The 13,479-nt window shown below is 70.6% G+C and carries 12 protein-coding genes; 6 read left to right on the forward strand and 6 right to left on the reverse strand.

Going from position 1 to position 13,479, the window contains the following annotated elements; genetic code table 11:
* Positions 1 to 2: 2 nt before the first annotated feature.
* Together H4W80_RS01410 and H4W80_RS01415 are read right to left on the reverse strand one after the other, a co-directional pair.
* A complete protein-coding gene (locus tag H4W80_RS01410; protein ID WP_192783378.1) occupies positions 3 to 926 on the reverse strand; it encodes a hypothetical protein in 924 nt (307 codons plus the stop codon).
* Positions 927 to 1,093: 167 nt separating this feature from the next.
* Positions 1,094 to 2,668, reverse strand: a complete 1,575-nt coding sequence (locus H4W80_RS01415) for an MDR family MFS transporter (protein ID WP_192783379.1) — start codon at positions 2,666 to 2,668, stop codon at positions 1,094 to 1,096.
* A gap of 104 nt (positions 2,669 to 2,772) precedes the next feature.
* On the opposite strand from H4W80_RS01415, the gene H4W80_RS01420 reads away from it, so the two are divergent.
* From H4W80_RS01420 to H4W80_RS01445, 6 genes are all read left to right on the forward strand, one after another.
* On the forward strand, positions 2,773 to 3,354 hold the full coding sequence (locus tag H4W80_RS01420) for a TetR/AcrR family transcriptional regulator (RefSeq protein WP_192783380.1): 582 nt from the start codon (positions 2,773 to 2,775) through the stop codon (positions 3,352 to 3,354).
* 111 nt (positions 3,355 to 3,465) lie between these two features.
* Positions 3,466 to 4,311 (forward strand): shikimate dehydrogenase, encoded by an 846-nt coding sequence (locus tag H4W80_RS01425; RefSeq protein ID WP_192783381.1) that lies wholly within the window; start codon positions 3,466 to 3,468, stop codon positions 4,309 to 4,311.
* A 9-nt stretch (positions 4,312 to 4,320) separates the two neighbouring features.
* Positions 4,321 to 6,060, forward strand: coding sequence for a bifunctional sugar phosphate isomerase/epimerase/4-hydroxyphenylpyruvate dioxygenase family protein (locus H4W80_RS01430; RefSeq protein WP_192783382.1), 1,740 nt, complete (start codon positions 4,321 to 4,323; stop codon positions 6,058 to 6,060).
* A 9-nt stretch (positions 6,061 to 6,069) separates the two neighbouring features.
* Positions 6,070 to 6,717 (forward strand): TetR/AcrR family transcriptional regulator, encoded by a 648-nt coding sequence (locus tag H4W80_RS01435; RefSeq protein ID WP_192783383.1) that lies wholly within the window; start codon positions 6,070 to 6,072, stop codon positions 6,715 to 6,717.
* Positions 6,718 to 6,828: 111 nt separating this feature from the next.
* Positions 6,829 to 8,124, forward strand: a complete 1,296-nt coding sequence (locus H4W80_RS01440) for an MFS transporter (protein ID WP_378526041.1) — start codon at positions 6,829 to 6,831, stop codon at positions 8,122 to 8,124.
* A complete protein-coding gene (locus H4W80_RS01445) occupies positions 8,121 to 8,897 on the forward strand; it encodes an N-acyl homoserine lactonase family protein (protein WP_192783385.1) in 777 nt (258 codons plus the stop codon). Before H4W80_RS01440 ends, H4W80_RS01445 begins: the two co-directional genes overlap by 4 nt.
* Positions 8,898 to 8,931: 34 nt before the next feature.
* Here the strand turns inward: H4W80_RS01445 and H4W80_RS01450 are convergent, their stop codons facing one another.
* The 4 genes from H4W80_RS01450 to H4W80_RS01465 are packed head-to-tail and all read right to left on the reverse strand — an operon-like array spanning position 8,932 to position 13,409.
* Positions 8,932 to 9,633, reverse strand: coding sequence for an ABC transporter ATP-binding protein (locus tag H4W80_RS01450; protein WP_192783386.1), 702 nt, complete (start codon positions 9,631 to 9,633; stop codon positions 8,932 to 8,934).
* Complete coding sequence (locus H4W80_RS01455) at positions 9,630 to 11,408, reverse strand: branched-chain amino acid ABC transporter ATP-binding protein/permease (RefSeq protein ID WP_192783387.1); 1,779 nt, start codon at positions 11,406 to 11,408, stop codon at positions 9,630 to 9,632. The genes H4W80_RS01450 and H4W80_RS01455 overlap by 4 nt, the downstream gene beginning before the upstream one ends.
* Positions 11,405 to 12,274 carry a branched-chain amino acid ABC transporter permease gene (locus tag H4W80_RS01460; RefSeq protein ID WP_192783388.1) on the reverse strand — a complete coding sequence of 290 codons (870 nt, stop codon included), beginning with the start codon at positions 12,272 to 12,274 and terminating at the stop codon, positions 11,405 to 11,407. Before H4W80_RS01460 ends, H4W80_RS01455 begins: the two co-directional genes overlap by 4 nt.
* Before the next feature lies 1 nt (position 12,275).
* On the reverse strand, positions 12,276 to 13,409 hold the full coding sequence (locus H4W80_RS01465) for an ABC transporter substrate-binding protein (RefSeq protein ID WP_192783389.1): 1,134 nt from the start codon (positions 13,407 to 13,409) through the stop codon (positions 12,276 to 12,278).
* Positions 13,410 to 13,479: the final 70 nt, after the last annotated feature.

Consider the following 13,479-nt stretch of genomic DNA (forward strand, 5'->3'; position numbering starts at 1 on the left):
CTTCATTGACCCTTGGGGCAGGACCGCTTCTTCCCGTCGCTCAGGGTCTCCAGCCTGATCGAACCGTCGGCCGGCAGGGCGATGGCCCGGGTCCCGGCAGTGGTGGGCCAGCAGACGGACACGACGAAGTATTGCCCACTGGACTCGATCAGGAGGCGCAGGCCGGTGTACTTGTAGCGGAACTCCGCATTCGGGTCCGTGAGCGGGATCTCCCTGATTCCCGGGTCCTCCAGATTGAGCCGCTGCGGCGCGTAGACCACCACTGCCACCAGACGTTGTTCCGGGTGTTCCTTCATGTCCTTGGCGTCCGCCTCTCCCGCTCGCCTCGCGCGGTCGTCCACGATCCACAGCAACGACAACAGAACGAGGACCACGAGGACCGTGCGCTGGACGACCTGGCCCGTGGAGACCACCGGGCCAGTGCGGGCCATCTTGAACACGTAAAAGCTGTAGAACAGCAAGGCCGCGCCGAGGTCCAGGAGGATCGACTGGGCCCAGAGCGGCAGCTCCCAGCTTTTCCCCAGCCAATGGCACATGGCCACCAGGAACGCCATGATGCTGACGGCTCCGAGCGCAAGGAGTGCCGAGCCGGTCCACCACGTCGCGGTGCGATGCCACGTGGTGAACCGGATCAGCACGTCGTTCGCGAAGGGCGCCACCAGGATCAGCACAAGGAGCACCAGCAGGGACAGCAGCACCGGCTCGTCGGCCACGTGAACGCTGCGTAGCACGTACTCCTGAAAGGTGAAGCTCAGCATGCTGGAGTTCACCCCCAGCACCCAATACAGGCTGTTGAGGCGGACCGACCCGAAATACATCAGGACCGATGCGATCAAGGTGGTCGGTGTGACGATCTGGGCGAGGAGGCGGGCTACGCGGGCGAGATCCTGGCCCGACCCGCTGCCGTCGCTCCCGGACGGGTCCATGGTGCTACGCCCGCGACGGCAGGGGAGCCCCGCCGTCGCCGTCCCGTCGTCGCTCCACTGGGGCCTCCTCCCGATCCGGCGCGGTCTGCTCATACCGCGCCGGGACCCGTCCCACTCCGGAGCGACCCGCGGCTGACCAGGACCTGGCGAATCCTTGCCGTCGCGGCTCAGGCGTTGGCCGGAGCCTCCTCCTTGACGGGTTCGGGCAGGTCCAGGCTGTCGCGAAGCTTGGCCGGCTTGAGGAAGGCCGCGGCGACGAGGCCGACGACGGCGATGGCGGCCGAGATGAGGAAGATGTGGCCGGTGGCGTCGCCGTACGCGGACCTGACGATCACCTTGATCGGCTCGGGCAGCGCGGCGATGTTGAGGCTGCCGCCCGCCGCCTGTCCGCCCGCCGGGATGCCGGCCCTCGTCAGGCCCTCGGCGATGTTGGACGCCACCCGGTTGGCCAGGACGGCGCCGAGCACCGAGACGCCGACGGTGCCGCCGAGCGAGCGGAAGAAGGTGATCGCGCCGCTGGCCGCGCCGATCTCGCGCAGCGGGACGGTGTTCTGGATGACGAGGACGAGGTTCTGCATCGACATGCCCACGCCGACGCCCACGGCCAGCATGTACGCCGAGATCAGCACCATCGAGGTCTGGTGGTCGATCGTGGCCAGCCCGGCGAAGCCCAGCGTCAGGACCACCAGGCCGGCCAGGATGTACGGCTTGGTCTGGCCGCTCCTGGAGACCATCCGGCCGCTGATCGTCGAGGAGAGCAGCACGCCGGCCATCATCGGGATGGTCAGCAGGCCCGCGGCGGTCGGGCCGTACCCGCGCCCGATCTGGAAGTACTGGCCCAGGAATACCGAGCCGCCGAACATCGCCATGCCGACCGCGAGGCTGGCCAGGATGGCCAGGGCGGGGGTGCGCCTGCTGATGACGTGCAGCGGCACGACCGGCTCCGTGACCCGGGACTCGACCCAGGTGGCCAGAGCGAGCAGGAGCACGCCGCCGCCCGCCATGGCCGCGGTCTGCCAGGACAGCCAGTCGAACTCGTTGCCGACGAAGGTGACCCAGATGAGCAGGACGCTGACGCCGGCGGCGATGAGGGCGGCGCCCCAGTAGTCGATGCGCACGTCCGAGCGCCGCACGGTGGCCACGCGCAGGGTCTTGGTCAGCAGCGCGAAGGCGATGACGGTGAACGGCACGGCAATGAAGAAGCACCAGCGCCAGCCCAGCCAGGAGGTGTCGGCGACGAGGCCGCCGAGCAGCGGGCCGCCGACGGTGGCCACGGCCATGACCGCGCCGAGGTAGCCGTTGTAGCGGCCGCGCTCCTTGGGAGTGATCATCGCGGCGATGATCACCTGCGTGAGGATCTGCAGGGCGCCCATGCCCAGGCCCTGGATCGCGCGGAAGGCGATGAGCTGCCCGGTGTTCTGGGCGAAGCCGCAGGCCAGCGAGCTGACCATGAAGATCACGATGGAGATCTGCAGGAGCAGCTTCTTGTTGAACAGGTCGGCCAGCTTGCCCCAGATGGGGGTCGAGGCGGTCGAGGCCAGCAGGGAGGCCGTGACCACCCACGTGTACTGCGACTGGCTGCCGTCGAGCGCGCCGATGATCTGGGGGAGCGCGACCGAGACGACCGTGCCGCTGATCATCGCGACGAACAGGACGAGCAACAGGCCGCTGAGGGCCTCCAGAACCTGGCGGTGGGCCATCGGCTCCGCCGCCGGTGACGGCGCCGCCGTCTGTGCGCTCATGCGCGAACCTCCAAAAGAGTACGTGGGACCGGGACACCATACATGCTCAATGGGAAACTTTGCGCACTGGGCATCTATTCCCGCCGGGTAGGCTTGCCCCCGTCATGGACAGCACAATGGGCTTGCGCGAGCGCAAGAAGGCCGAGACCCGCAGGGCGGTGCACGAGGCCACGCTGCGGCTGGCGATCGAGCACGGCCTGGACAACGTCACGGTCGAGGCCATCGCCGACGCCGCCAACATCTCCCGCCGGACGTTCTCCAACTACTTCGACGGCAAGGAGGAGGCGCTGCTCTACGGCGACGAGCAGCGCCTGCTCGACCTGGTGCGGCGAGTGCGCGAGCAGCCGCCCGAGCTGTCGGCCTGGCAGGCGCTGCGCAGCGCGCTCGACATCTTCGAGAGCGAGACCGTCGTCCCCGACCGGGAGTGGCAGGTGCGCACGAGGCTGGTCATGCGCCACCCCTCGCTGCTGGCCAGGCAGCTGGCCAGCCGGATGCGGCTGGAGCGGGAGCTGGGCGAGGTGATCGCGGGGCGCGAGCAGGCGGGGGGCGTCGGCCCGGCGGTGATCGCCGGGGCCTTCCTGGTCTCGATGCGGATCGCCACGCAGAAGTGGCTCGACGACGAGACCCGGACGATGCGGGAGATCACGGAAGAGGTGCTGGACCAGATGGCCCAGCCGTTCGCCTGAGCCCGGATCGGGTAATGGCCGGTGGCGGTCCTCGTCTAGCCAGCTAACTCACTAGTACGTACATTAGGAGGCGTCCACGCACCTGTCCCACCCGCCGGGGAGGAAGAACTGATGGCCTCGTTCCTGACCGGGCTGGTCGGCTCGGGCATCGGCCCCTCGCTCAGCCCGCCGCTGCACGAGCGGGAGGCCGTCCACCACGGGCTGCACTACGTCTACCGCCTGCTCGACACCGACGTGCTCGGGCTCGACGTGGGGGAGCTGGTGCGCACCGCGCGCCGCTTCGGCTACGACGGGCTCAACATCACCCACCCGTGCAAGCAGAGCGTCATCCCGCACCTGGACGACCTGTCGCCGGACGCCCGCATGCTCGGCGCCGTCAACACCGTCGTGTTCGACGGCGAGCGCGCCATCGGGCACAACACGGACTGGACGGGGTTCGCCGAGTCGTTCGCCCGCGGCCTGCCCGACGCGCCCACGCGCCGGGTCGTGCAGCTCGGCGCGGGCGGGGCGGGGGCGGCGGTCGGGCACGCGCTGCTCACCCTGGGCGCCGACCGGGTCACCCTCGTCGACGCCGACCCCGGCCGGGCGGTGCGGCTGGCGGCGGAGCTGAGCTCCCGGTTCGGCGCCGGCCGGGCCCGCGCCGCCGGCCACGACGAGCTGCCCGCACTGCTCGCCGAGGCGGACGGGCTGGCGCACGCCACTCCCACCGGCATGGCCCACCACCCGGGGCTGCCGCTGCCCGCGGCGCTGCTGCGCCCCGGCCTGTGGGTGGCCGACATCGTGTACCGGCCGCTGGAGACGGAGCTGCTCAGGCAGGCCCGGGCGGCGGGCTGCCGGACGCTGGACGGCGGCGGCATGGTCGTCTTCCAGGCCGCGCACGCCTTCCGCCTGTTCACCGGCCGCGAGCCCGACACCGAGCGCATGCTCGCCCACCTGACCGACCTGGTGACCGTCTGAGGAGGAGTCATGCGCAAGTCCATCGCCACCGTGTCGGTGAGCGGCACGCTGACCGAGAAGCTGGAGGCCATCGCCGCCGCCGGGTTCGACGGCGTGGAGATCTTCGAGAACGACCTGCTGGTCTGCCCGCTGCCGCCCGAGGAGATCCGGGCCCGCGCCGCGGACCTGGGGCTCTCCATCGACCTCTACCAGCCCTTCCGCGACTTCGAGGCCGTGCCCGCCGACCTGCTGGCCCGCAACCTGCGCCGCGCCGAGCACAAGTTCCGCACCATGGAGCGGCTGGGCGCCGACCTGCTGCTGGTCTGCTCCAACGTCTCGCCCGAGGCGATCGGCGACGACGAGCTGGCCGCCTCCCAGCTGCGGCTGCTCGCCGAACGGGCCGCCGGGCACGGGATCCGCATCGCGTACGAGGCGCTGGCCTGGGGCCGGCACGTCAACGAGTATCTGCACGCCTGGCGCCTGGTGCGCCTGGCCGACCACCCGAACCTGGGCACCTGCCTGGACAGCTTCCACATCCTCTCGCGCGGCTCCGACCCGATCGGCCTCGAGGCGATCCCCGGCGAGAAGATCTTCTTCCTCCAGCTCGCCGACGCGCCGCTGCTGGCCATGGACGTGCTGCAGTGGAGCCGCCACTACCGCTGCTTCCCCGGCCAGGGCGGCTTCGACGTGGCCGGGCTGGTCCGGCACGTCCTCGACGCCGGATACACCGGCCCGCTCTCGCTGGAGGTCTTCAACGACCACTTCCGCCAGGCCGGCACCGCCCGCACGGCCCGCGACGGCATGCGCTCGCTCATCGCCCTGGAGGACACCCTGTACGGGGCCGCGCATCCGGCCGTCCCCACCGGGTTCGCCTTCGCGGAGCTGGCCGACCCCGAGTCGCTCGGCGGGATGCTGGCCGCGCTCGGCTTCCAACGTACCGGGACGCATCCCAGCAAACCCGTCGAGCTGTGGGAGCAGGGCAGGGCGCGACTGCTGCTCAATGCCACCGGTGGGGACGCTGGACTGGTCGCCATCGGGCTGGACAGCCCCGATCCCGGCGCGGCGGTCAAGCACGCCGAGTCGCTGCTGTCGCCCGTCCTGCCGCGCGAGCGCGCGCCCAGGGAGGCGCGGCTGGACGCCGTCGCCGCCCCCGACGGCACCGAGATCTTCTTCTGCGGCACGGCCTGGCTCGACGACTTCCGTCCCTCGGGGCCGGTCGCAGGGCCGCTCTCTGGGGAGATCACCCGCATCGACCACGTGGCACTCACCCAGCCGTTCCACTATTTCGACGAGGCCGAGCTGTTCTACCGCACCGTGCTCGGCCTGCGGCCCCAGGAGAGCCTGGAGCTGCCCGACCCGTACGGGCTGCTGCGCAGCAAGGCGATGTCGGCCGCCGAGGGCGCGGTCCGGATGGTCATCAACCTCGCCCAGGTCGGCGGGAGGGACCTGGCGTGGCAGCACGTCGCGCTCGCCTGCGACGACGTCGTGGCCGTCGCCCGCCGCCTGCGGGCCGAGCACCCGGAGCTGCTGCTGCCCATCCCCGCCAACTACTACGACGACCTGGAGGCCCGCCACGACGACGTCGACCCCAAGCTCAGGGAGCTGGGCGTGCTCTACGACCGGGACGCCCACGGCGAGTTCCTGCACCTGTACACCGTCACCGTGGGCCGCGTCTTCTTCGAGCTCGTCCAGCGCACCGGCGGCTACCAGGGGTACGGCGCCGTGAACGCTCCCATCCGGCTCTCCGTGCAGCACGCCGGACCTCACTAAGATGACCGAATGACCACGCAACCCGTCGCCTCCGAACGCCAGCGGGACGCCGAGCGCACCAAGGCGGAGATCCTCAAGGTCGCCCAGCAGGAGTTCGCCCGGCACGGGTACGCGGGCGCGCGCGTGGACGAGATCGCCGAGCGCATGCGCACGACCAAGCGCATGATCTACTACTACTTCGGCAGCAAGGAGCGCCTCTACATCGCGGTCCTGGAGAAGGCCTACACCGAGGTCCGGGCGATGGAGCGGACGATCGACGTCGAGCACCTGGCCCCGGTGGAGGCGATCCGCACCCTGGCGGAGCTGACCTTCGACCACCACGACCTGCATCGCGACTTCATCAAGCTCGTCGCCATCGAGAACGTTCACCAGGCCGAGCACATCCGCAAGTCCGAGGTGCTGGCCAACCTCGGCACGCCGGTGCTCGACGTCATCTCGCGCATCCTGGACGCGGGGCAGGCCTCGGGCGAGTTCGTGACCGACGCCGACGCGATCGACGTGCACATGATGATCAGCTCGTTCTGCTTCTTCCGGGTGGCCAACCAGCACACCTTCGGCGCGCTGTTCGGGCGCGACATGACGGCGCCGGAGCACCGCGACCGGCTGCGCAGGATGGTGGGCGAGATGGTCGTCGCCTACCTCCGCGGTCAGGTCTGAGCACCGAATCGCAGGTAACCGATTGGCAACACCCTTGTAATGTACGAACCGGTGAGTTAGTTTCCTGCCACTGCGCTATGCCATTCCCCCGTGAGGAGCATAATCGTGACGGTGCAGGGCAAACCTCGCAAAGCGGCTATAGCTGCCTGGATCGGTAGTGCCTTGGAGTACTACGACTTCTTCATCTACGGCACCGCGGCCGCGCTGGTCTTCAGCAAGATCTTCTTCCCGTCCAGCTCGCCCGCCACGGGCACGCTCCTGGCCCTGGCCACCTTCGGCGTCGGCTACCTGGCCAGGCCGGTCGGCGCGTTCGTGCTCGGCCACGTGGGCGACAAGTTCGGCCGCAAGAAGGTCCTGGTCAGCACCCTGGTCATGATGGGCGCCTCGACGTTCCTGGTGGGCTGCCTGCCCACCTACGACCAGGTCGGGGTGCTCGCCCCGGTCCTGCTCGTGGTGCTGCGCCTGCTGCAGGGCTTCTCCGTCTCCGGCGAGCAGGCCGGCGCCAACTCCATGACGCTCGAACACGCCCCCGAGACCCGCCGGGCCTTCTTCACCAGCTTCACGCTCAACGGCACCCAGGCCGGGCAGATCATCGCCACCGCGATCTTCCTGCCGATCGCCGCGCTGCCCGAGGACCAGCTGCTGACCTGGGGCTGGCGGGTGCCGTTCTGGCTGAGCATCGGGGTGGCCGCGGTCGGGCTGGTCATCCGCCGCACGCTGGAGGAGACGCCCGCCTTCGAGCAGGAGGTCGCCACCAACAACGTGGCCAGGATGCCGCTGGCCGTGCTCTTCCGCGAGCAGTGGCGGGACGTGCTGCGTGTGGTCGTGGCCGCGGTCATCGCCTCGGTGAGCACGATCTTCACCGTCCACGCCCTGTCGTACGCCGTCAACACCATGCACCTGGAACGCGGCCCCATGCTGTGGGTGGGCGTGCTGGCCAACGTCGCCGCGGTGATCACGATCCCGCTGTGGGGGCGGCTGTCGGACCGGATCGGCCGCAAGCCCGTCTTCATCGGCGGCTCGCTGGGCTGCGCGGTGCTGATGTTCGCCTACCTGTGGTCGATCTCCACCGGCGGTTACGCGCTGATCTTCGTCGTGGGCATCCTGATGTTCGGCGTCGTGCACAGCGCCACCAGCGGCGTCTGGCCGGCGTTCTACGGCGAGATGTTCACCACCAGGGTCCGCCTGTCAGGCATGGCGATCGGCACCCAGATCGGCTTCGCGATCGCCGGCTTCGCGCCGACCGTGGCCACGGCGCTGGCGGGCACCGGCCCGGACAGCTGGCTGGGCGTGTCGATCATCACCGCCGTCCTGTGCCTGGTCAACGTGGCCGCCGTGGCCACCGCCAGGGAGACCTACCGCGTCCCCACCGAGCAGCTCGGGCTCAAGGAACCGGTGCGGGTGTGACCGGCTTCCGCGTCTACGCCCTGCGCTACGCCGAGCGTGACGCCCGGCGCGGCGAGCACTTCCACGGCTACGACACCCGGGGAGCCGAGCCGCACCCCACCGCCTACTACGTCTGGCTGGCCGTCAACGACGATCACACGGTCGTCATCGACACCGGCATCGGCCGGGCGCGCGCCGAGCGGGCCGCGGGGCTGCGCTACCTGGCCTCGCCGGTGGAGGCGCTGGCCCGGCTGGGCGTGGCGGCGGCCGCCGTCGATCACGTGGTGCTGACCCACCTGCACTACGACCACACCGGCACCGCCAGGGAGTTCACCTCCGCCCGCTACCACCTGCAGCGGGCCGAACTGGACTACTGGACGGGGCCGTGGGCCGAGCGCGTCACGGGGGAGCGCTGGCTGCTGAACGACGACGACCTCGCCCATCTCCGGGCCGCCCACCGGGACGGCCGCGTGTCCCTGCCCGACGGTGACGCGACCGTGGTGCCCGGGCTGAGCGTGCACCTGGTGGGCGGGCACACGGCGGGCATGCAGGTGGTGCGCGTGCGCACCGCCCGCGGGCACGTCGTGCTGGCCTCCGACGCCAGCCACTTCTACGAGAACATCGAGGGCGACCGGCCGTTCCCGATCCTGCACAGCATGACCGGCATGTACGGAGCCTTCGACCGGATCAAGGAGCTGGCCGACGGGCCCCACCTGGTGGTCGCCGGCCACGACCCGGAGGTCCTCAAGCGCTTCCCCCTGCTGGAGCCGGACATCGCGGAGATCGCCGGCTGACGCGCTCCCCGGACGCGGGGCGCCGCGGCCGGGGTCACAGGCCGAGGTAGATGCGGCGGACCTGGGGGTCGTCGCGGAGTTCGGCCGAGGTGCCGGTGGCGGCGATCTCGCCGTTCTCCATCACCAGGCAGGTCGTGGTGACGTCGAAGGTGAGCTTGGCGTTCTGCTCGACGAGCAGGATGGCCAGGCCGTCGGCGTTGAGCCGCTTGAGCACGGCGGCGATCTCGGCGACGAGGATCGGAGACAGCCCCATCGAGGGCTCGTCCAGCAGCATCACCTTGGGGCGGGACATCAGCGCCCGCCCGACGGCCAGCATCTGCTGCTGACCCCCGGACAGGGCCCCCGCCAGGCGGTGGCGCATCTCGCGGAGCACCGGGAAGACCTCGTACACCTCGTCGATCGGCGTCCGCTTCCAGCTCTGCGTGTAGGCCCCGAGCAGGAGGTTCTTCTCGACGCTCAGCCCGGGGAAGACGTGCCGCCCCTCGGGCACGTAGCCGATGCCGTGCCGCACCAGGGTGTGCGCGGGCGCGCGCAGCAGGTCGTGCCCGCCGAAGCGGATCGCGCCGGCCTGCCGGGGCGCCAGGCCCATGACGGCCTTGAGGGTGGAGGTCTTGCCCGCGCCGTTGGCGCCGATGATGCCCAGCGACTGGCCGGGTTCGACGGTGAAGGAGACGTCGTGGGCGGCCCGTACGCCGCCGTAGTGGACGGAGAGGTTCTCGACGGTGAGCGTGCTCAACGGGTGGCCTCCTCGGCAGTGGGCGCGGTCATCGAGTCGCCGAGGTAGGCGGCCACGACGTCGGGGTGCACGGCGACCTCGGCCGGCGGGCCGTCGGCGATGACGCGGCCGCCCGACAGCACGGTGACCTGCTCGCACAGCGACATGACCAGGCCCATGTTGTGCTCGATGATCACGACGGTCACGCCGGAGTCCCTGATGGAGCGGACGATCTCGCCGAGCCGGCGCACCTCTTCGCCGTTGAGCCCGGCGGCGGGCTCGTCCAGCAGGAGCAGGCCGGGCCGCATGGCCATGGCGCGGGCCAGCTCGATGCGCCGCTGGATCCCGTACGGCAGCGAGCGCGGCTCGGCGTCGGCGACCTCGGCCAGCCCGAACCGCTCGATGAGCTCCCCGGCCCGCTCCCGCAGCTCCCGCTCGTAGCCCAGCACCTTCCAGGGCAGGCCCGGGTAGCGCCAGATCCACGTGGTGGGAGTGCGGTCCAGGCCGACGAGCAGGTTCTCGCGCACGCTGAGGTCCTCGAACAGGCGCAGGTTCTGGAAGGTCCTGGCCACGCCGCGGTGCGACAGCCGGTACGGCGCCGCCCCGGTCACGTCGCGCCCGCGCAGCCGCACCGACCCCTGGGTGGGCGTGTAGAAGCCGCTGATGACGTTGAACAGCGTGGTCTTGCCCGAGCCGTTGGGCCCCACGACGCCGCGGATCTGCCCGGCGGGCACGGTGAGCGACACCCCGTCGAGCGCGACCAGGCCCTTGAACCGCTTGGTCACCTCCCGGACCTCCAGCACGTCGCCGTCCGAAGGGGCGGGCGCGGCGGCCTCGTACGGCTGGAAGGGGCCGAGCTGGGCGCGCGAGCCGTCGCGGCGGCGCCGCAGGAACTGGCGCGGCAGCCCGGCCAGGCCCTGGGGCGCGAACACCACCACGAGCACGACCACGAGGCCGTAGCCGAGCTGGGCGTAGGCGGAGGCGTCCAGCAGCGCCTCCCTGACCAGGGAGAGCGCGACGGCGCCGACGACGCAGCCCAGGATGCTGCTCCGGCCGCCGATGATCACCATGGCGAGCAGGAGGAACATGTTGGCGATGTTGAACGACTCGGGCGCGACGAAGCGGATGAGCCCGGCGTACAGGACGCCCGCGACGCCGCCGTACAGGCCGGACAGCACGAAGGCGGTCATGCGCAGCAGCGGGATCTCCGCGCCCAGCGCGCCCGCCGCGAGGTCGTCGTCGCGCATGGCGCGCAGCCGGCGGCCCAGCGGCGAGTGGGTGACCAGCAGGGCGAAGGCCAGGGCGAGCGCGAAGACGACCAGCTCGACGTAGTAGAAGAGGTAGCCGCTGGACAGGTCGAGGCCGAACATCGGCGGCACCGGCAGGTCGCTGATGCCCTCGGCGCGGCCCGCGACGGTGGCGTTGGTGACCCAGTTGGTGAAGGCCAGGGCCAGGCCGAGCGTCACGATGCCCAGGTAGTGCGACTGCATGCGCAGCGCGGGCACCCCCACGAGCGCGCCGAAGACCGCGGCGGCCAGCACCGCCAGGACCGCGGCGCTCCAGAAGCCGAAGCCGGCCTGCGTGGTGAGGATGGCCACGGTGTAGGCGCCGACGCCGAAGAAGGCGACCTGGGCCAGGTTGATCTGCCCGGCCACGCCCATGGTCAGGCCGAGGCCGACGGCCAGGATCGCGAAGATGATCGCCACGTCGGCGACGTGCATCGAGTAGCCGCCCAGGCCGTAGGGGAGCAGCCAGGCGGCCACGGCGACGGGGACGAGCCAGGCCAGACGTCTCATGCGCGGTTCACCGTGGCCTCTCCGAAGATGCCGGTCGGGCGGATCATGACCACGGCGGCGAACACCAGGAACGTCACCAGCTCCGAGTACTCCTGGAAGTTGCCCGCGGCGAACGAGTCGAGCAGGCCGAAGGCCAGCCCGCCGACGATCGCGCCGGGCATGCTGCCGAAGCCGCCCAGCATGGCGGCCGCGAAGCCCTTGATGCCCAGGGTGCCGCCCATGGTCGGGTTGACGTACAGCATGGGCCCGACCAGGCTGCCCGCCAGCGCCGCCAGGCCCGCGCCGATGGCGAAGGCCATGGCGTTGCTGCGCCCGACGTGGATGCCGACCGCGGTGGCGGCCTGGTGGTCCATGGCGACCGCCTGCATGGCCGCGCCGCGCTTGGTGCGCTGCAGGAACAGCGCCAGCAGTCCGGTCGCCGCCGCGGCGACCGCGATCACGAGCACGTTGTACGTGGGGATGCGGACGCCGGCCAGGTCGATCGGCTCGGTGGCGACGGGGGAGGGCACGGCGTGGCCGGTGGCCCCCCAGACGAGGACCGCCCCCGCCTCCAGGACGGCGCCGAAGCCGATCGTGCCGATCAGCATCAGCGTGAAGTCCTTGTTCTCCAGGGGGCGCAGGAAGCGCTCGATCACCAGGCCGATGAGGCCGGTGACCGCGATGGCCACGACGATCGCGACGGCGAAGGGGAGCTTGCTGGCCAGGTAGAAGGTGGAGGCGGCGTACGCGCCGATCATGACGACGCTGCCGTGCGCGAAGTTGACCAGCCCCATGGTGCGGTAGACGATCGAGAACCCCATCGCCACCAGCGCGTACACCGCTCCGAACGTGACCCCGCCGATCAGGGTCTGGAGGAATACCTGCACGTCAGCTCGCGGCCTCGGGCACGACCTTGCCGTCCTTGACCAGGCCGATCTTGGTGGTGTGGATGCCGACGCCGTTGGCGTCGTAGTCGTAGTCGCCCAGCAGCCCGGCGCGCTTGACGCCGCGGATGGCGTCGGCCAGCTTCTGCCCGCCCTCGCCGTTGGTCTGCTTGAGCGCCTCGATGAGGATCGACGCGCCGTCGTACGCCTTGGCGACGTGCATCCGGGCCTCCTCGTTGTAGGCGGCCTTGTACTTGGCGGCGAACGCCTTGATGGCCTCGCTGGCGTCGTTGCTCAGGTAGGGGGAGCTGACGATGGAGCCCTCGGCGTTCTTCAGCCCGGCCGTGGTGGCGTACACGTCGGTGCCCATCGGGGCGCCGCCGGCGAAGACGGCCTTGAGCCCCAGCTCGCGGGCCTGCTTGGCGATCAGCCCCGACTGGACCTCCTCGGCGCCGATGAACAGCACCTCCGGGTCCTTCTCGCGGATCTTGGCGAGGTTGGCGTTGAAGTCCTTCTGGTCGGGGGTGACGACCTCGTCGGCCGGCGGGGTGAGGTTCCTGGTCTTGAGGGCGGCGAGGAAGGCGTCGTGCTCGCCGCTGCCGTAGGCGCCGTTGTTGCTGATCAGCGCGATCTTCTTATGCCCTTTCTCGTCGACCAGGTACTTGGCGAGCGTCTCGTCGAAGGTGACGCTGGTCGGCGCGTTGAGGAAGAGGAACGGGCTCTTCAGCTCGGCGAGCTTGGGCGACTGGCCCGAGGTGATGTTCGGGATCTTGGCGTCCTTGAGGATGGGCGCCATGGCCAGGGTGACCGCGCTCTCGGCGGTGCCGAGCATGGCGACGTAGCCCTCGCCGGCGATCTTCCTGGCCAGGTTGGTGCCCACGGTCGGGTCGCCCTGGCTGTCGAACAGGTCGAGCTGGATCTGCCGCCCGTTGACGCCGCCGGCCTTGTTGGCCTCGTCGACGGCCAGCTTCACGCCCTTGTGCTCCCACTGGCCGAGCGAGCTGAGCTGCCCGCTCTGGGCGTTGACGTTCGCGATCTTGATGGGGCCGGTGGCGCCGGCGCCTGACTGGTTCGACTGTCCGGGCGGGGCGCAGGCGGCGAGCAGGATGAACGCGGCCGCGAGGATCGGAGATCTCACGATTCACCTCTGGGGGTAGGTGAGAGAGTTAATTCACGGACTAGTACGTTCGTTATAGCGCCGCACGGAT

Source organism: Nonomuraea angiospora, assembly GCF_014873145.1.
In the GTDB taxonomy this organism is placed as follows: Bacteria; Actinomycetota; Actinomycetes; order Streptosporangiales; family Streptosporangiaceae; genus Nonomuraea; species Nonomuraea angiospora.

What these genes read in the sequence shown, in the direction of transcription:
- H4W80_RS01410 (WP_192783378.1), bottom strand. Translation starts at nt 926, where the DNA reads ATGGACCCGTCCGGGAGCGACGGCAGCGGGTCGGGCCAGGATCTCGCC.
- H4W80_RS01415 (WP_192783379.1), bottom strand. Translation starts at nt 2,668, where the DNA reads ATGAGCGCACAGACGGCGGCGCCGTCACCGGCGGCGGAGCCGATGGCC.
- H4W80_RS01420 (WP_192783380.1), top strand. Translation starts at nt 2,773, where the DNA reads ATGGACAGCACAATGGGCTTGCGCGAGCGCAAGAAGGCCGAGACCCGC.
- H4W80_RS01425 (WP_192783381.1), top strand. Translation starts at nt 3,466, where the DNA reads ATGGCCTCGTTCCTGACCGGGCTGGTCGGCTCGGGCATCGGCCCCTCG.
- H4W80_RS01430 (WP_192783382.1), top strand. Translation starts at nt 4,321, where the DNA reads ATGCGCAAGTCCATCGCCACCGTGTCGGTGAGCGGCACGCTGACCGAG.
- H4W80_RS01435 (WP_192783383.1), top strand. Translation starts at nt 6,070, where the DNA reads ATGACCACGCAACCCGTCGCCTCCGAACGCCAGCGGGACGCCGAGCGC.
- H4W80_RS01455 (WP_192783387.1), bottom strand. Translation starts at nt 11,408, where the DNA reads ATGAGACGTCTGGCCTGGCTCGTCCCCGTCGCCGTGGCCGCCTGGCTG.